The organism is Pseudobacteroides sp. (genome assembly GCF_036567765.1).
Taxonomy (GTDB): domain Bacteria; phylum Bacillota; class Clostridia; order Acetivibrionales; family DSM-2933; genus Pseudobacteroides.
This window is the reverse complement of sequence record NZ_DATCTU010000008.1, coordinates 53,599-73,813: the sequence shown is the minus strand read 5'-3', so window position 1 is coordinate 73,813 and position 20,215 is coordinate 53,599. Positions and strand designations below refer to the sequence as shown.

Annotated in this window: 11 protein-coding genes, 2 pseudogenes and 1 riboswitch; of the genes and pseudogenes, 10 read left to right on the top strand and 3 right to left on the bottom strand. The window is 38.2% G+C overall.

Features of this window, described 5'->3' with window-relative positions:
- Positions 1 to 7 precede the first annotated feature (7 nt).
- The 3 genes from VIO64_RS02875 to VIO64_RS02865 are packed head-to-tail and all read right to left on the bottom strand — an operon-like array spanning position 8 to position 3,468.
- A complete protein-coding gene (locus VIO64_RS02875; RefSeq protein WP_331914957.1) occupies positions 8 to 880 on the bottom strand; it encodes an ABC transporter permease in 873 nt (290 codons plus the stop codon).
- Positions 877 to 1,869, bottom strand: coding sequence for an ABC transporter permease (locus tag VIO64_RS02870; RefSeq protein ID WP_331914955.1), 993 nt, complete (start codon positions 1,867 to 1,869; stop codon positions 877 to 879). The genes VIO64_RS02875 and VIO64_RS02870 overlap by 4 nt, the downstream gene beginning before the upstream one ends.
- Before the next feature lie 6 nt (positions 1,870 to 1,875).
- Positions 1,876 to 3,468 (bottom strand): ABC transporter substrate-binding protein, encoded by a 1,593-nt coding sequence (locus VIO64_RS02865; RefSeq protein WP_331914953.1) that lies wholly within the window; start codon positions 3,466 to 3,468, stop codon positions 1,876 to 1,878.
- Between the two features lie 388 nt (positions 3,469 to 3,856).
- Here VIO64_RS02865 and VIO64_RS02860 point away from each other — a divergent pair.
- The 10 genes and pseudogenes from VIO64_RS02860 to VIO64_RS02815 form a co-directional block, all read left to right on the top strand.
- Positions 3,857 to 4,187: pseudogene (locus VIO64_RS02860) on the top strand (energy-coupling factor ABC transporter permease); the annotation flags it as partial.
- Positions 4,188 to 4,362: 175 nt separating this feature from the next.
- Positions 4,363 to 4,558: riboswitch (cobalamin riboswitch) on the top strand.
- Positions 4,559 to 4,799: 241 nt separating this feature from the next.
- Positions 4,800 to 6,104 (top strand): PQQ-binding-like beta-propeller repeat protein, encoded by a 1,305-nt coding sequence (locus tag VIO64_RS02855; RefSeq protein WP_331914951.1) that lies wholly within the window; start codon positions 4,800 to 4,802, stop codon positions 6,102 to 6,104.
- A gap of 212 nt (positions 6,105 to 6,316) precedes the next feature.
- Positions 6,317 to 11,683: a DUF4430 domain-containing protein gene (locus tag VIO64_RS02850; protein WP_331914949.1), complete on the top strand. Its 5,367-nt coding sequence runs from the start codon at positions 6,317 to 6,319 to the stop codon at positions 11,681 to 11,683.
- Between the two features lie 31 nt (positions 11,684 to 11,714).
- Positions 11,715 to 13,349, top strand: coding sequence for an S-layer homology domain-containing protein (locus tag VIO64_RS02845; protein WP_331914947.1), 1,635 nt, complete (start codon positions 11,715 to 11,717; stop codon positions 13,347 to 13,349).
- 14 nt (positions 13,350 to 13,363) lie between these two features.
- On the top strand, positions 13,364 to 14,299 hold the full coding sequence (locus tag VIO64_RS02840) for a DUF4430 domain-containing protein (RefSeq protein WP_331914945.1): 936 nt from the start codon (positions 13,364 to 13,366) through the stop codon (positions 14,297 to 14,299).
- Between the two features lie 3 nt (positions 14,300 to 14,302).
- The gene (locus tag VIO64_RS02835) at positions 14,303 to 15,193 is read left to right on the top strand and encodes an energy-coupling factor transporter transmembrane component T (RefSeq protein WP_331914943.1); all 891 of its coding nucleotides are present in this window, start codon (positions 14,303 to 14,305) and stop codon (positions 15,191 to 15,193) included.
- Entirely contained in the window at positions 15,166 to 17,661 is a 2,496-nt protein-coding gene (locus VIO64_RS02830; protein ID WP_331914941.1) for an energy-coupling factor transporter ATPase, read from the top strand. Before VIO64_RS02835 ends, VIO64_RS02830 begins: the two co-directional genes overlap by 28 nt.
- Positions 17,662 to 17,750: 89 nt before the next feature.
- A pseudogene (locus tag VIO64_RS02825) lies at positions 17,751 to 18,863 on the top strand (IS3 family transposase).
- A 146-nt stretch (positions 18,864 to 19,009) separates the two neighbouring features.
- Positions 19,010 to 19,165: a hypothetical protein gene (locus VIO64_RS02820; protein WP_331914939.1), complete on the top strand. Its 156-nt coding sequence runs from the start codon at positions 19,010 to 19,012 to the stop codon at positions 19,163 to 19,165.
- Positions 19,166 to 19,243: 78 nt separating this feature from the next.
- Positions 19,244 to 20,215 carry a MerR family transcriptional regulator gene (locus VIO64_RS02815; protein ID WP_331914937.1) on the top strand — a complete coding sequence of 324 codons (972 nt, stop codon included), beginning with the start codon at positions 19,244 to 19,246 and terminating at the stop codon, positions 20,213 to 20,215.

Genomic DNA, 20,215 nt, shown 5'->3' with positions numbered 1-20,215 from the left:
TCCAACTTTATTCGTTTGCATTATGTGGGTCAATGAGTAGTCTAAGGTTTTCGCCGATAATATCAAATGATCTCACAATAATTAACAGCGATATCCCTGGAAAGAATGCCAGCCACCACATTCCGGTAGACAGGTACTTCATTGATTCTGACAATATTACTCCAATTGCAGGCTTGTGTGGAGATAGTCCAAAGCCTAAAAATGTTATGGATGCTTCATGGAGTATGGCATGTGGAAAAAGCAAAACAAAGCCAACCAAAAACTGCGGTACCAAATGGGGAAGCATATGATGTACAGCAATCCACCATCTACTCTTGCCCATATGCCTTGAAATTTGCACATACTGGGCAGTCCTTAGCTGCAATATCTCTGCACGTATTACACGTGTCAAGCTGGTCCAGTGTGTTAAGGCAACCCCTATAATAACACCTTTTGCACCTCCACCCACTGTAAATGCTATTAGTATTAATGCTACAAGGTGAGGCATTCCTTGAAACAAATCAACCATCCAGGTTATTACACTGTCAACTGCTTTTCCCATGGTTGCAGCACACAAACCAAGAACCAATGCAACTGCAACGCTTACAGCAGAGGCTACAATTCCAATATAAATACTCAATGACAATCCTTTTACAGTCCTGGTGAACATGTCTCTTCCAAGCCAGTCTGTTCCAAAAGGATGGGATAATGAAGGTCCAAGGTTTTTTAAATCAAAGTGTGTTTCTATTCTTTCGTTACTAAGAAGTATACTTGCCAATATAATCCCAATGAGAACCAAGCTTGATAAAGAAATCATTATAAGTGTGTGTTGTCTTCTGTTTGGTTTTAAAAAAGAAGGAATATTGATTTTACTTGTTATACTTGATGCTAATTCACTCATACTGCTTTAACCTCCCTGATCCTTGGATCTACAACCCTGTATATGATATCTGCCATCATATTTCCAGCAAATACAAATATTGAACTAAAAAGTACAATTCCCAAAAGCAGAGGCAGATCACCACGTAGTCCGGCCTGTACAGTTGCCTGTCCAAGACCAGGGTAGGAAAAAACCTGTTCTGCAAGGACAGAGCCGCCAAAAATTTCACTTAGGGATGCAAACTGCAATGTAATTGCAGGAAGGGCAATATTGCGTAGACCGTGTCTTAAAAAAAGCTTAATTCCATGTTCACCTCTGGCTCTGGCAAATAATATATAATCGCTTTCTAAAACATCCATGAGCTTTTGTCTTGTGTGCAGTGCAATATTCGCAACTCCTACTATGCTTAAAGTCAATGCCGGAAGAATTATATGGCTAATGCGGCTTAAAAGGGTTACGTCCTTTGAAATAACTCCTGCCGGTACGCCCATTCCAATTGGAAACCAGCCAAGCCAGACTGAGAAAACTATCAGCAGAAGAAGACCGAGCCAAAAAGTCGGAGTGGAGGCAAGAGTAAGGCTATACCATTTTATTATACTGTCTATTACTCGCCCTCTATTCATTGCAGCTATCACACCTAAAATAAAGCCAAGAATTCCTGATAGCCCCCACGCAATCCCCATTAAGGCTAAGGATGCAATAAATCTTTCTTTTATTACATCCAAAACAGGCCTCCTATATATCATGGATGTCCCCATATCTCCATGGATCATCGAATTTCCCCAGGATAAAAATCTTTCTACCGGGGGCTTGTTCAGCCCCCAATGTTCAGCTATTTTTTCTCTCTGGGACGGACTAACCTTCATCATATCGGCACCTATATATGCCTGAACCGGGTCTATGGGTGAGTGGCTTACCAATGCAAATGATATTACAGATAGTGCTGCCAGCAATGATACAATGCGTATGCTTTTACCAACTATGAATTTTAGTATGCTCCCATTAAACATGTATATTTACTCCTTCCAGCCCCAATCCTCGATATTGTCTGTAAGAGGCCATCCATGCCCATGAGGATGAATTTTCTGCTTTCCAATGTTGAGATTATCCCTTACAAGATACAAGTGGTGAAGATTTACAAGCCATGCCCATGGAGCATCACCTTTTGCTGTAAAACCTGCTTTTCCATCCCATTGGGCTTTTTTCCAGTATTCTATTGCTTGAGTCTCATCTGTAGATTCTATTGCTTTATTGAGATAACCATCAACAGTTGAATTTGAATAGTGTCCGGAATTAAAGTAATCAACTCCCATATATTTGCTGTTGTAAAGGTTATACATCTCTATGGGATCGTGGCTACCCCAGCCGAAAACAATGGCATTTGAGTACATCTGAGTTTTTATATCATCCCAGCTTTTGCCTTCAACGTTTATTTTTATGCCGATATCTTTTACCTTGTCTGCTACTGCAATTGACAACGATTGACGGGTTTGATCGCCCGAAGGATATATTAGTTTAAATTCAGCCTTAATATTGCCTTTATCAAGAATTCCATCATTGTCTGAATCTTTCCACCCGCCATTTGAAAGGATCTTCTTTGCCTCTTCCGAATCAGCATCTTCAATTACTGTTTCAGGGTTCCACCAAGGCATTTTGTCACAAACGGTGTAAGCTGGAGAACCATAACCATTTAAAATGCCATCTACAAGTGCTTTTCGGTCTACAACTGTGTTAATTGCCTTTCGAATGAAAATATCTGAAGTAACTTCGTTTCCTATCGGATAGCCATCTTTTGTTTTCTTTCCCGGTTTTACATAAGGGAACATGATGCCACGATTATCAACACTATCAACTGCAAGCAGGTGCATACCCGATACTTTATTACTTGCATATGAAGGGACAATAGCTGCAATATCAAGGGTTCCTGACTGAGCCGCCGCAAATGCAGCTTCTTCACTTAAGTAAAGGAAAGTAATTTTTTTAAAGAAAGGCTTATCTCCATAGTATTCAGGATTTGCTTCAACAATTAACTGTTGTCCTTTATCCCATTGAACAAACTTGAAAGGTCCAGATCCTACAGGTTTTTGTGAATAGTCCTTTCCATATGCATGCTTGGGAACAATTCCTGTGTTTGCAAGAATATTAACAAATGTTGATTGAGGGTTCTTCAATGTAAATCTAACTGTATAATTATCTATGGCCTCAACCTTTTCCATAACACTCAAATCAACGACAGAACTGCTTTTGGCTGTAGTTTCATATGTAAAAACAATATCCGGTGCCGTTAGGGGCTTACCATCAGAAAACTTGATGTCCTTTCTAATCTTTACTGTCCATACCAGTCCATCACTGCTAACTGTATATTCAGTTGCAAGATCGTTTACAATCTTCATGTCACTGTCACGTTTTAGTATGGTGCTTTGGAAAAGAGGAGATCCGTATCTGCCCCATCCAGTGGTGGGATCAAATCCTCCATCCGGTTCACTGCTGATTGCCATGGTTAGTTCAGTTCTTTTTACATCAACTTTGCTTGTTTCTTTATTGCCGGAACACCCTGAAAAAGCCAGAGTACTGCAAATAAGAATGGAAATTACTACTTTCTTGAACATAAATATAAGCCTCCTAAAAATGTTTACTCTTTTTTGATTCTTAAAAAAAATATCAGAATTCATTTCCTGAGCTTGGCCAAAGCTTTTTAACATAAAAACAAACCACAAAAAGTGCTATTTCATATAGCATCCCTTCATGGTTTGTTTTATGTTAATGTTTAAGTATACCAATTACAAAAGTCTTCTTGACTTGATTTTCCAATAAAATATATCATAGATAAAATAAATAAGTCAATATACGCACAAAAATATTTTATTAATTGACTAAAAATGAAGTCTATGATATATTGACCTTTAGAAATACTAGTTAATTTTGGGACGAACCCAAAAAAGTGCTTAAGAATAAGCCTTTTTTGGGTTTATTATTTTTTAAGGAGGACGGTTTATTATGCATATGGCTGATGCCTTGATATCACCAATTGTTGGTGGTACTATGCTGGCAGCTACTGCTGGAGTTGCTGCTTACTCAATTAAAAAAATAAAGAATGATTTGAATGAAAAAAGATTCCCTTAATGGTGTAATGGGAGCTTTTATATTGGCTGCTCAAATGATTAATTTTTCTATACCAGGAACAGGTTCAAGCGGACATCTGGGAGGAGGAATGCTTCTTGCAATCGGCGTAGTTGAAGGCCTTGTTACAGCTTCAGTTGTAACGTTTGTGTGGAAAGCAAGACCTGAAATAATTGAAAATGCAGCTATTGGAAAATCCCTTGGTAATAAATGATCTATGAAAAAACTGCAGGTACTGCAGAACTGGAAGCAGCTATGCTGGAGTGAATAGAAAAGGCTATGCCGGTGGTAAGTGACTTAAGGATTAAAGATTTTTTAGAATCAACAAGAGTATTTAATAAAGATTGACGTTACTTTAAAAATGAAATACAATGAAGTTGAAAACTAAATATTAAAAAACAGGTGCCAATTGTGCTTTTAGTTAAAAGCCTCAATTGGTTAAAAGGGAAGTTGGGTGAAAGTCCCACGCGGTCCCGCCGCTGTATAAGATGAGTCCTTACAAAATACCACTGGAAACCGGGAAGGTTGTAAGGGTGATGATGCTTGAGTCAGAAGACCTGCCTGATTTGTACCACCATTAACTCTACGAGCGATAGGGAGGTGTTTATGTATGCTTATATATTATTTTTCCGGGTATACGTAGCCTCTTGGCGATTAAATCGTTAAGAGGTTTTTATTTTTACTAAGGTATGATTGAAAAATTAATTCCGTTTTTGAGCGTGTGTTGACGAGTTAAGTAATCACATAAGCGAAATTTATAGCGGAAGTTATTTTTTAATTATAACTAAAAACATCAAAACAATTAAAGGAGGAATCTTTGATGAAAAAGAGCAAAATTGCAGCATCGTCTTTGATAATATTTCTTGTAGTTTCTGCTATGGTAAATTTAGCATTTGCTACTGATTGGCTAAAATTTCAAAATGATACCGCTAATTCAGGAGTAGCAATTGACAGCCCTAGAATTGATACTACAAATCCTACAGGAACTGACGTGTGGTCTCAAACTACCCAGGCAGGTTCCTATTACGGGATTGATACTGTGCCAATAATTATTGGAGACTATACCTATGTGGTAGCAAGTGGTTCTACTGATGTTAAATTATATAAACTGAGTAAATCAACCGGAAGTATTATATGGAATATACAGATAAGCAATGAAAGTTCCTTCCATCTAGATACACCTGCTTCGGATGGCACTAATATATATGTACCGGTAAAACAAAGCTCAAGCATCTTGGTTAAAAAGATCAGTAACCTTGGAAATGCTTCCCCTACAGTTACTACCCTTGTAACTATCGCTGATAATCTTCAGCCTACTACGCCTGTAACATATGATAATGGAAATCTTTATTTCGGAAGCTGGGTAAGCGGTGTATATGGTAAATATTATTGTGTTAATGCAAGTACAGGTGCAAGAACCTGGACATATACAGCTACCAATCGTTCCGGCTCAACTGCAGGAAATGGGTTTTATTGGGCAGGAGCTGCAGTGGCTGGTAATTATGTAATTTTTGGTGATGATGATTCCTATATACATGTTTTAAATAAGACAACAGGAACAGAAGTGGATCAGAATAGTGCAACAGTAGGAATACAGGCATTTGATTTACAAACTTATCAAGTAACTGCAGCAGAAGTACGTTCCTCTATTTGCTATTATTCATCTGGCAACCATGCGTATTTTACAACAAAAGGCGGTTATCTCTGGGATTTAACAATAAATACGTCTACAGGTGTTCTTACACATCAATGGAATAAAAATATCGGATACTCAACCTCAACCCCAGTGAGAATTGGCAATAGAATATACGTAGGTACAGGAAGCTTCACTACAGGAACCCTGTATTGTTACGATGCAAGCGGAAATCAACAATGGACATACGGTACTACTGCCGGAGGTATTCAATCTTCTGTTATAGCTTATAATAACGGTGCTTATACATATCTATATTTTACTACAAATGGTTCCAGTGGCAAGGCATACTGCGTAAGGGATAATGGAAGTACCACATCTACAAAAATGTGGGAATATGCTTCGAGCAATTATATATTGCAAGGTATGGCAGCATCAGGCGATTATGTGGTATTTGGAAATGATTCGGGTATGGTATACGGAATCAAATAATATGACATGAAAAAGTTTTAGAAGTTAACCAACACATTGGAAATTCACAGGTTAGGAATGGCTAAGAAATAATATCAACTTCTCATCGTCCAAAACCCGTTAAATCGTCGTTGGGATTTTGTCCTTGAGAATTTGAATTTATTACTAAGGCATTCCTTAACCTCTAAAACAATTTATATTTAAAGATAGAAGAAATAGGGGAGATTAAAAAAATGTTTAAGAGATTTAGTCCAATATTACTAATTTTATGTATTTTTCTAAACTTGTTTTCGGGAATGGGTAATGTGTTTGCAGACACTACTGCCCTACGTGAATCGAAAGCGGTAAATATAAGGGTTGAAGGTATCAGCAGCACTATTATAAGTACCGGTGAAAACTATACCACAAATAAAACAACAGTATATGAGGCTGTATATGAACTTCTTTCAAACAACAATATTCCTATAGTTGCTACCGACTCACAGTTTGGAAAATATGTATCTTCAATCAATAACATCTCGGCAGGCATTTTTGGTGGTTTTGATGGCTGGATGTATGCTGTAAACAATACCGAATCCAGCATATCCATGGATACTTGCAATGTTAATACCGGAGATAATATTGTAGTTTATTATGGTGGCTTTTCGCCTCAAACTTATTTACCACAAATCATATTATCCGACACAAATATTGTAAAAGGCTCAAATTTAACTGTATCAATTCAGGCGAAGTATTTTGACTGGAACACAAATTCCAATGTCACGACTAAAATCAGTGGTGCACAAATAAAGCTGAGTGATAAAACCTATTTAACTGATGAAAACGGACAGGCAGTTATAACTGTTCCTGATGCAGCAGGTGATTATACAATAGAAATTAGTCAAAATAGAGAAAATAATTATCCTTTACTGGTTAGAACAACAGAAAAAATAACCGTTTTGGAATCCAACCCGAGCATTGGCTATACAGTAAGCCGACAGGCAATTGTATCGGCTCTGGAAAGAGCGTCCGACAAGCTGATTGAGAAATTTGATGATACAAGTTTTAACTACCAGAAGCACTGGATGGCAATTGGAATAAATGGTTGTGATAAAAAAGCACCTGATTCATATCTTCAAGGTATTTTAGATGGGGATATGCCTTCTGGTAACTCAGGACAGTATGGAAAATACATCCTTGGTATTCTTGCAGCTGGTGGTGATCCAACAAATGTAAACGGAAGAAATCTTCTGGACGAACTGTGCCGATTGAGTGACATGAAAAATGTATCTACTCAAGGCGGTATTTATACAACGCCTTTTGGGCTTTTGGCACTGGATGCTGTGAACTATGAAATACCTGAGGATGCTGGCTTTACAAGGGATGATATTATAAATAAGCTTGTTACACTGGCTAATCCTAAGGGAGGAGAAGACGGTGTAGGCTTTGTTTTGACAGCACTGGGCAGATATTATGATAAAAAAACTGAAGTAAAAACAGCGGTAGATAACGTAATTTCAGCTTGGGCAGATAGACAGGGTGAAGATGGAGGTTTTGGAGCAGGAGCATGGTCTAAGGAAAGCAATGTAAATACGTCAGCACAAGTACTTATGGGACTGAGCTTTAACGGAAAGGACCCCCAATCTGCCGAGTTTACAAAGGCACATGGTAACCTCATCAGCTATATATTAAGCCTTCAGAATGAGGACGGCACCTTCAATTGGCAGAAGACTGAGTCCGGAAGTATTTCGATGGCTACAGAACAGGCAGTCTATGCACTGGCTCAGTACTTAAGGCAGTTAGACGGTAAAAAGAATATTTATGAGTTTTCCAAAGAAGAATATGAGTTTTCACAATTAATCATACCGGATGAGGTTAATTCGGGAGAAGATTTTACATTAAAATTAATTGATGGCAAGGGTCAACCATTAAAAGACAAATGGATAATATTGGAGTGTGGTAATACTTACATTGATCTTACCGATGCAAATGGTGTACTGAAGACAAAAATAAATAAAGCGGGAATTCATAAAATTATAGCTGCAAAGACAAATGAATATGGAAACCCGGAGTATGACCAAAACGGCAACATAAAAGAACTCACCTCTAAAAACATAAAGGTTAAATTACCCGAGATCAAAATAAGCTGTAAAGATACAGTAAAGCCAAAAGAGAGCTTTAAGCTGAGTGTTACGGCAGATGGGAAGCCTCTAAGCGGTGCTCCTATAAAATTTGGATATTATAAATATGAAAATTTGGATGATACAGGAAATAGTGCGTTTCAATTACAAACTACCGATATAAATGGAGAAGCGGATCTTAGCCTTGATGCACCTCCAGGTGAATACAAATTGTTTGTTGCATATAATGAAGTAAACTACATTGCAAAAACAATTACTGTAGCTACCGATAGCCCATATTCATTAACTGGAGTAGAACCGGGTCTTGATATATCATGTGATAATGGATCTACAGCTGTGTTGGATGGGAAAATATATATTTTTAAAGAAAATGAAATTAGATGCTTTGATCCAGTAAAAAATGTCATAAATAAATTGGAAAATCCAACGGAGAGTTTACCCTGGGCCAAGGACAAATTCGTTGTCGGTGAGTCAAATAACGGAATATTTATCCTGGGGCGGAGTACTAACGAAGACTCTACCAATAAAATAGAAGTATATAAGTATGATGAAAAGAATAACAGTATTACAGATATGGGTATACTACCCGGATTTAGTGAAAAAAATATTACATATTATGACTTTTTAAACCACTCATCCTTAAGTATTGACGGTAAAATATACTTTCCCTTAAGGTATGAATATTCTGTTGCTAATTCTGATGGAATAAAGTCTTCTGTTGAAATAATAGAATTTGATCCCTCTGATATGCAAAAATCAGTAAGCATAGCTAGTATACGTAATGAAGATGAAAACTACTGGAAATTTACCGATTGCACTGTCGCTGCATCTGGCCATAAAATATATGTTTTTGGTGGGAATGATAATTCCGATGTTTTAATGATTGATTTAGATTCTAACACCAAGCCTGTTTTGAAAGTTAAAGATTTTATGCCTCTATGCAATTCTTCTGCTGCGGAACTAAACGGGGAGCTATACCTATTTGGCGGTAGAGTTTCTACTTTTGGGTATGATTTTTATTCAACATTGGGTACTCTATATCATATATTCAAATTTAACCCTACAAATAATACTATAGAGCCGGTTTCTTATCTTCCATCACAAAAAATTGAATCAGCAGCCCAAAGGGTTAATGATTCAATATATATTTTGGGCGGTTCGGGTACTAAGGATATCATCAAATTCAATGATACCAGTAAAATCAGCATAAAAATTTCCTCTTCAACCAATACTATAAAAATAGGGGATACTCTAAAGTTAAATTCTTCGGTTTTAGATGGATCCGGTAATACTGTTCAAGGGAAAGATGTCTTATGGAGCAGCTCTAATAATGAAATTGCAAAAATTACCCAGGATGGATTAGTAACGGCTGTAGCTCAAGGAACAGTACAAATTATTGCATATTTAAAAGAAAATAAGCAAATATGTTCCGTTTTTGATTTGAATGTTGCATCAAATAATACTACTCCCACTGTGGAACAAAAAAACGAAGCAACAGTTTATTTAAGAGTAGAAGGGTATAATAATACAATTTTACCAAGAACGAGCATAAAGACTGATATATTTGACTTGAATTCTTACCTGACAAAGCCTACAGGTTCTTCGGCAGCTTCTTCCACCGGTTGGGGAATAGACAAATTCAAACATCCTACGGTGGCACATGCACTGGTAAAGGCACTCAATAGTGCAAATATCAAATATGAATTGCAGGATTATGGCTGGAGCCTGTATATTGCAATGATCAACGGAGAAAGTGAATTTGATCAGAGTGGTACTTCAGGCTGGATGTACAGGGTAAATGATCATATGCCAAATGTTGGTTGTCAAGCAACTGAAATAAAGGACGGCGATGAAATTGTCTGGTATTATGGAACCGGTTTCGACACGGTATATTCAAAGATTCAAACAGACAAAACGGCCATGGTTCCCGGGGAAGAGGTTACAATTACATTAAACGGTATTAAGACTGATATGTCAGGAAACCAATCCGGAGCAACTTCAAAAGAACCTGTATCAGGTGCTACAATTTATGTAAATAATGAGCCCTATAAGGTAGGAGATAAATTTTTAACTACCGACAGTCAAGGTAAAGCAAAGATAAAAATAGACAACCCCGGTACATATGTGTTATCAGCAGAAAAATCGGACAGCCTGGGACAGCGTTTGCTTGTAAGGCCTCAGCCTGTGACAATTACCGTTGCTTCAAACAGCAGCAATGTAAATACAAGTCCTCAAAATAGTATAACCAACGAACCTACAAAAATTCCAGGTACAGAAATTTCTACCGGACCTGATATGGTTCCGGATACTAAAGTAATAACAGTATATGATGAAAAAAGAGGGAAAGCAATCGGTATCCTTTCTGGAGACAGTTTGGACAATTTCAAAAAGTCTATTTCATCAGGTCAAACTAATAAAAGTAATATAGCATCGATTACCTTAATTTCTCGAAAGGATATAAGGGGGTTAAATCTCACAATACCATATTCTGCCGTAGGTTTGCTTGGCAATGCAAAAAATATGTTATTGGAAATAAGGACGGATTTGGGATATCTGACATTTGACAGGAAAGCAATTGACAGTATCATCACTTCTGCTGATAGCAAGGATATTACCATTTCAATTTCCAAGGTAGATATCAATAAACCTAGTAAAGAAATAAAGGATTTGGTTGGCATCCGTCCAGTAAAGGATATCTCTATTAATGCCGGTAACAAAAAAATATCAAGCTTAAACGGTAATATCAATATAAAAATGCCATATGTTTTAGGGGCAGGTGAAGATAAAAACGCTGTTGTAGCATGCAGTATTGATGATTCGGAAAGAGTTAAAACAATATCCGGCATTTATAACTCATCAGCAGGAGCAGTATATTTTAGTGTAAATTCATTAGGAAAATATGCTGTTGGTTATAACAAAGCTACCTTTATTGATGTTAATGATACAGGTTGGTACAAGGATGCGGTGGTTTTCTGTACTGCACGTGGAATTGCGAAAGGAATCGGCAATAATAAGTTCAACCCTGAAGGAATTCTTACAAGGGGGCAGTTTATAGTTATGCTCATGAGTGCCTATGATATAAATACTGATGAAAATGTTGCTGAAAATACTACTGCCAACTTTACTGACGCAGGAAAAACATATTATACTAAATATCTTGCAGCGGCAAAAAGACTTGGAATTGCAAAGGGAGTGGGAGGAAACATGTTTAGGCCGGAAAGCAGCATAAGTAGGCAAGACATGTTTACACTACTATACAATACTCTTTTAAAGCTCGGCAAACTTCCAGAAGCGTTAGAAGGCAAGAATCTTAAAAGCTATAAGGATATTTCGGAAATTTCAGACTACGCAAAGACTGCCATTGAGACATTTGTGTCAAGTGGTGCAGTCGTTGGAAACAATATGCTTGTAAAGCCGAAAGATACTATGACCCGTTCCCAGATGGTTCAGGTTCTCTACAATTTGCTAAGGCATGATTAAGGGGTATGATAAAGGAAAGGAATAACAAGTTATGAGAAAATCCATGAAGGCTATTGTCCAATTTATCATAATTATCATAATTTCAAGCTGTTTTGTTACATCATTTGGTTCAACTAATGATATATTGGATGATGCTATTAATAACACAGCGGAATACCTTCTTAAAACAGTAAAAAATCCTCAGGTGGGTTCTATTGGCGGCGAATGGGTTATATTAGGTCTGTCACGTTCTGGCTTCCATGTGGATGATAACTATTATAATACGTACTATGACTCTTTGGAATCATATGTAAAGGCATGTAATGGTGTACTTCATTTAAAGAAGTACACCGAATATTCCCGTGTTATTTTGGCATTGACCTCTATAGGAAAAGACCCTGCAAAGGTGGCAGGATACAATCTTTTAAATGCATTGGGAGATTACGAAAAGACAATTTGGCAGGGTATAAATGGTCCTGTATGGGCACTGATTGCACTTGACAGCGGAAACTATGAAGTTCCAGCAAACAGTAGTGCCAAAACTCAGGCAACACGGGATTTGTACATCCAGGCAATATTATCCAAGCAGCTTGAAGATGGAGGTTTTAATTTAAGCGGGACAAGTTCTGATCCGGATATCACGGCTATGGCCTTGCAAGCCCTGTCAAAATATCAAAATCGCAGTGATGTGGCAGCTGCAATAGATAAAGCGATAGCATGTCTTTCTAAAATGCAGGGGGAAGAAGGGGGATACTTTAGCTGGGGGACATCCAATTCAGAAAGCGTGGCTCAGGTTATTGTTGCCCTATGTGAGCTTGGTATTTCACTTGATGACCAAAGGTTTGTGAAAAACGGATATACTTTATTTGATAACCTTATGACCTATTATATAAAGAAGGGCGGTTTTCTTCATACCTACAGCAAGGAAGGACTTAATCAAATGGCAACAGAACAGGCGTTTTATGCACTTGTGGCCGCACAGCGGATGAGAGATGGCAAAAAAAGCTTATACCGTATGAGCGAAGAAACAGCATCCCAGGGAGTCCATAATGGGGTAGCTAAGGTAGAGAAAGGACTTCCGGATAAAAGTCCAGATGTGAAATTCATGCCTTTGAAAGCATCCGGTAAAACCTTCGCTGACATTAGTACCCATGTAAATAAGCCAGCCATTGAAGATTTGGCAGCACGAGGCATACTAAACGGAAAAACTGACAAGGATTTTGTTCCTGACGCTACAATGACCCGTGCAGAGTTTGCCACCATTGTTGTGAAGGGATTGGGATTGCCTACTAAGTCAAATAATGTGTTTAACGATGTTCCGGCTGGATCGTGGTATATTTCCTATGTGAATACAGCCTACGCATACGGCATTGTAAACGGTACCTCAGTTGCCAGTTTCAATCCTGCCAGTACAATTACAAGAGAGGAAGCAGCGACCATGATGGCAAGAACGGCAAAGCTATGCGGAATGGATATAAGTGCGGATGCTGGGGAGATAAGAGATATACTTGCACAGTTTAGCGACTATGTAAAAAGCAGTAACTGGGCACAGAGTTCTCTGGCTTTCTGCTACAGTAAAGATATTCTTTCTTCAAATGATTTGGCAATACTGCCTCAAAAAGCAATAAAGCGTTGTGAAATTGCAGAGATGTTTTATAGAATGCTGGAAAAAGCAAATTTACTTTAATGGTGTGATAATAAATGAAAAAAAATGCTGTAAAAATCCTAATAACTTTAATCATTGCCGCAGTATTGGTAATATCGTTTTTTGAGGGCGGAAACGCACCGGGGTCTGGAGATGTTGATGAGACCCCAAAAAGTTCTCCATTCCAGCTTGTAGCTGGATCAACGAACAGACCTGATACTATCCTTAATACAGACCAAATATCAACTGTATTACCGTCGAACAATACTCCAAACGGTTCCTCAAAGCCTTTAAATACACCCTTGGTAAAGAGTATCACAACACCAAGAACAGTCCTCATAAATAGGAGTATGCCAAGTGGAGAAAAGGGATTACTTACCTCAGAAGAAAAGCTTAATCTGACTGCGGAAATTCCAAAAGGTACTAAAGAGAGTGTAGAGCCAGGTAATATAGGTTATTCTCAATCAAAGGGAATGAAAATTGATTCTGATACTGGTAAAGATAAGTACCTCACTAATCCAGTGCCAAAGGGTAAGCCTATTCCAGTGGAACCGCAAAATGTAAATATATCAGATAAGATACATACCTGCACGCTCACTGTGAGATGTGACACCATTCTTAAGAATATAAAACGGCTGGACCCTGAAAAAGTGGAACTGGTTCCTGGTGATGGTGTTATCTTTGGGAAAAAAGAAGTTGCTTTCTATGAGGGAGAGAGCGTATTTAATGTTCTTTTAAGGGAAATGAAGGGGAACAAGATACACATGGAATTTGTAAATACACCCATATACAATAGTGCTTATATAGAGGGTATAGGTAATCTTTATGAGTTTGACTGTGGAGAGCTTTCAGGCTGGATGTACAAGGTCAACGGTTGGTTTCCCAATTATGGCTGTTCTCGTTATCAGTTAAAACAGGGAGATGCTATTGAATGGGTTTACACCTGTGATTTGGGCAATGATGTGGGTGGACACAGTGCTATTGGAGGTTAGGGTATGAATAAAGCATTCGCAGGATATCATCCGATAATAAACTTTTTATATTTTACCCTTGTGCTATTTTGTTCCATGTTCTTTATGCATCCAGTTTGCCTGGCAATTTCGCTTTCTTGTGCTTTTACCTATTCAGTGATGTTAAAAGGAAAAAAAGCTTTGGTTTTTAACCTTAAATATATGTTACCGATGATTATAGTTGCTGCACTTATCAATCCTGCGTTCAATCATGAAGGCGTAACCATTATCACTTATCTCAAAAGCGGCAATCCTCTGACACTGGAATCAATAGTCTATGGTATAGCAGCATCCACCATGATCTTTACAGTATTATGTTGGTTTTCCTGCTACAATGAAATCATGACTTCTGATAAGTTCATATACTTGTTTGGACGATTAATACCTGCATTATCCCTTATTCTTTCCATGACGCTGCGTCTTGTACCAAGATTCAAGGCACAGTTAAAGGTCATATCCAATGCACAAAAGTGTATTGGACGGGATGTGTCCAATGGTGGAGTCCTAGCAAGAGCAAGGCATGGCATTAAAATATTGTCGATTATGGTTACCTGGGCATTGGAAAATGCCATTGAGACAGCAGATAGCATGAAAAGCCGCGGATATGGACTAACAGGCCGTACAGCCTTTTCCATATTCCGTTTTGACCAAAGAGATAAAAGAACATTATGTGTCATTGGGGGCACGGGTTTATATGTGTTGATTGGTTTCTTTATAGGATCACTTAAGTGGCGGTACTTCCCATCCATGAAGGGCACAAGGTTAACAAACTACTCTTTAAGCGTTTTGGTTGCATATTTTTTACTAGGAATATGGCCGATAGCAATTGAACTTTGGGAGGAAAGAAAATGGAAACTTTTAAAATCGAGCACCTAACATTTACGTATCCTGGTAGGTCCCAACCGGCCTTGAAGGATATATGCCTTGGCATCGAACAGGGGCAATTTGTGACCATCTGTGGAAAATCTGGCTGCGGAAAAACAACCCTTCTTCGTCTTCTTAAAAGTTCTCTTACTCCCCACGGTGTCATAGAGGGAAAAATACTTTATGAAGGTGTACAGATTGAACTTCTTAACCATAGATCGCAAAGTGAAAAAATCGGATTTGTTCTACAAAGTCCCGACAATCAGATTGTTACAGACAAGGTGTGGCATGAACTGGCCTTTGGTTTGGAAAGCCTTGGCTATGAAACACAAGAAATACGTACAAGAGTGGCTGAAATGAGTTCATTTTTCGGAATACAATCATGGTTCCACAAAAGTGTTACCGAACTATCCGGTGGTCAAAAACAACTTCTAAATCTAGCTGCAATCATGGCAATGCAGCCCTCAGTACTTATACTGGATGAACCTACAAGTCAGCTTGATCCTATTGCTGCAAACGACTTTTTAAAAGCAATAGAAAAAATAAATCGGGAGCTTGGAATAACAATACTTCTCACAGAGCATCGACTGGAAGAAGCTTTACCAATTTCGGACAGGGTTATTGTTTTGGACAAAGGGCACGTAATAGCCGACGGAACACCTAAGGTTGTTGGAAAAAAGCTAAAGGAACTTGGGCACCAAATGTTTATGGCCATGCCTGCTCCTATGCGGGTTTATGCCCATATTGATAATGATCTTGAGTGTCCGGTTACAGTGAGAGAAGGAAGGAATTGGCTTAAGCAAATTGCAGAAAAAAGAACCATTAACGAAGCTGCAATACCATATGACTCTTTGCAGAAATCTGTCAATGAATCTGCTATAGATCCTGTAATTGAAATAAAAGAAGTGTGGTTTAAGTATGACAAGTATCTGCCAGACGTGGTAAAAGGCCTGACTCTTAAAATCTATCCAGGCAAGGTTTATGCCATTGTTGGAGGCAATGGTACTGGTAAGACTACCAGCCTTTCTTTAATATCAGGTATATTAAAACCATATCGAGGAACGGTGAAGATATGTGGACGGCTGCTTTCAGATATTACTGATTATGAGAAATACAATGGACTTCTAGGCATATTGCCTCAAAATCCTAAGGCTCTGTTTGTAAAAAAAACAGTTGAGCTGGACCTACTTGAGATGTTTGCAGGCAGAAAAGTATGTAAAGATCAGCAAAAATACCTTATTGCGGAAGTGTCGAGGTTTTGTGAGCTTGATGGTCTTCTTTCAATGCATCCCTACGATCTATCAGGAGGCGAGCAGCAGCGTGCTGCCATAGCAAAGGTGCTTCTTGGCAGGCCCAGGATACTGTTATTGGATGAGCCTACAAAGGGCCTTGATGCATACTTGAAAGAAAAATTGGCGGGAATATTAAAGAGCCTTATAGCTTCTGGAACAACGGTAGTTATGGTATCCCATGACATTGATTTTTGTGCCCGCTATGCCGACTGCTGCGGGATGTTCTTTGATGGAAGCATAGTAAGCGAGGACACGCCCCACCGCTTTTTCTCGGGAAAGAACTTTTATACCACTACCGCAAACCGTATGGCACGAAACCTGCTTTCCACAGCCATCCTTCCAGAAGATATTATTATGGCTTTGGGCGGCGAGGTCGATGAACCAGCTAAAATGCCAGCTGTGGGCGAAAATGGGCTGTTTATACCTAGTAACATTGATGTTAATCATAAACAGGTGAAGCCTTCTTTAAGCCATAAAGGAAATGAGCACAAGCTTTCCAAACGTACACTTGCAGCTATGGCTATGATACTATTAGCCATCCCGTTAACAATATATGTGGGAATCTACTTCTTGGGTGACAGAAAATATTACTTTATCAGTCTAGTTATCATTTTAGAAACTATGCTGCCCTTTGTCTTAGTTTTTGAGAGGAGAAAGCCTCAAGCAAGGGAACTTATAGTTATCTCTGTTCTCTGTGCTTTGGGAGTTGCTGGGCGTGCTGCATTTTTCATGCTGCCTCAGTTCAAACCTGTGGTAGCTATAGTCATTATTTCTGGTGTTTGCTTTGGAGGTGAGACAGGATTCCTTGTTGGAGCCGTAACAGGTTTTGTTTCCAATATGTTTTTTGGACAGGGGCCATGGACTCCATGGCAGATGTTTGCATTTGGGATAATTGGTTTTCTAGCAGGTATTCTTTCTCAAAAGGGATTTTTGATGAAATTAAGAAGCTCACTGTGTATATTCGGCGGCTTTGCAACATTTTTAATATATGGAAGTGTCATGAACACTGCTTCGGTTATAATATGGCAGGCAAAGCCTACAACGAATATGTTTATTTCTTCATATCTCATGGGAATTCCTTTTGATCTCATACATGCATTGGCAACAGTTTTTTTTCTCTTGGTTATTTCTGTCCCAATGATAGAAAAATTGGAGAGAATAAAGATAAAATATGGATTGATTGAGTAGAATCTTTTATAATTAATGTTTTGTGCGGAGGTATAATGATACCAGAAAATTGTACAGACAAATACAAAAAAATAAGTTAGAATTATGCTATGGAAAAGAGAAGAAATTATAGACCGGAAGAAAAAGCAAAAATCGTACTTGAGGTCTTAAGGGAAGAAAAAACGCTAACCGAAATAGCTGCATATTACGAAGTGCATCCTAACCAGCTTAGCCGGTGGAAAGCGGAATTCATCCAGAATGCAGGCAGAGCCTTCAGAAAAGAAACTGATGAAATGGAAAAGGTCAAACAGTCCCATGAAAAGGAAAAGGACGAGCTTTTAAAGCAGATAGGACAGCTCTCATATGAAGTGTCCTGGCTTTTAAAAAAATCTAGCCAATTCCTGTACCCGAAAAGACCGGGTAGAAATGATTGAAAAAGAAAATGAAAAATTAAGCATATCAAAGCAGGCTGAGTTGCTTACAATCAACCGTACAAGCCTGTACTATATACCTGTGTCCATAAGCCAAGAAGAGTTATATATCAAACGAAAAATAGATGAGCTATATACAAACACCCAGACTTAGGTTACCGTAGGATGACAATATTCTTAAACAGGGATTTTAACATCAGGATCAACAGAAAGCGTACACGCAGATACATGAGAGAAATGGGGCTTCATGGATTTTGTCCTGGACCGAATCTTAGCAAAAGGTTACACGTTAAATACCTTTACCCATACTTACCTCGAGGCTTGAAAATTGATCACCCAAGCCAGGTATAGTCAGCTGATATAACTTACTGCAGGATGCATCATAGATTTATGTACATGGTTGCAATTATAGATTGGTATTCACGCTATATAGTAGGATATTCACTTTCAAATACCCTTGAAATGGGTTTTGTAATAGATACTAATAAAAAGCATAGGGCACCGGAAATAATTAGTAGTGATCAGGGAGCACAATTCACAAGCGAGAAATACATAAACCTTTTAAAAGGGAATTCTATCAAAATTTCTATGGATGGAAAGGGACGAGTACTAGACAATCAACGGATAGAGCGATTTTTTAGGTCATATAAATGGGAGAAGCTTTATCATACTAGATCCCAATTAAAGCAGATTACAAAGGACTATATAGAATACTATAACAATATAAGACCACATGAATCCTTGAGTTATGAAACACCAGCAGATATTTATTTTAATGTCAGAGGTATTTAGACGGCTATTTAGGGCCCATTCCGCGAAGCGGCGAAATTTTGAAAAGCAGCTACAGACATTGTCAAAGAATTGAAACATTCTGCTATTGTGAAGTAGCAGGGTTGAAAGCCGATGGGGGTAAGTAGGTTAGTTTGTTGGAAAGCCGGATGAAGCGAAAGTTTCCTGTCCGGTTTGGAGCAGGGGAAAAGCCTGAGATTACTTCAAAGGCTTACCTATGGCTATCACGGATTTATAAGGGTGAGGCTATGAAGACTATTTTGCTTCACGGTAGTTTTATATTGCGAACTTGCGATTATTTATAACATTAAAATATTTATGAAAGCCTATTGACTTTGACGTCGTGTCTTCCATTACAATAATTTCAGAAAGGAGGCGAACAGATGAAACTGATGACAATCAGCGAAGTTACAAAAACTTTTAATGTTTCAACAAGAATGCTTCGATATTACGATGAAATTGGACTATTGCCCAGCACTCGCAAGCAAGACTATGCGTATCGTGTGTATGATGAGTTTGCTATAAGACGCCTGCAACAGATTATCACACTGCGGAAACTTCGTATTTCGTTGAAAAAAATCGCTTTAATTTTTAATGATATCAAGCAAACAAAAATTATTGAAATTTTTCAGGAAGGTATAGATGAGCTTGATGATGAGATAACTGCACTTCAAACAATAAGGGATATTTTGAGTATATTTATTACACGATTAAATTCAGTGGTGCACACACACATCAAACTTGACATGCTCGATGATGCTGATATCATGAGTGTTATTCAAACGCTTAGTCTTTCAAAAATTAATTTTAAGGGGGAGTGCTCTGTGGACGACCTAAACAAAGCAAATGAAACTTTATCAACTTTAAAGAATGTGCGTATTATTTATCTACCCCCTTGCACCGTTGCGGCAAGCCACTATTTTGGCGAAAATCCCGAAGATAATGCAGGGAAACCACTCAATGAATTTATTAGAAGCATTGAGCTTCAAAAAATAAAACCCGATTTGAGAATGTTTGGGTTTAATAATCCTTCGCCAACTGGTAATGAAACATATGGTTATGAATTGTGGGTAACCATTCCTGATGATTTGGATGTGCCATCTTCGTTACAAAAAAAATCCTTCGAGGGCGGCTTGTATGCAGCTCATTGTATCAAGATGGGTCATTTCCACGAATGGCATCTTCTTGATCAATGGGTTATGAACAGTAGCGAATATGAATATGATGCACGGGAACCACTCGGAATGAATGGTTGCTTAGAAGAGCATCTTAACGCATATTCATATTTTGCAGGTAATGAAAAGGCAAAACAATTTATTCAACTCGATTTGCTGACACCGATAAAGATAAAATAA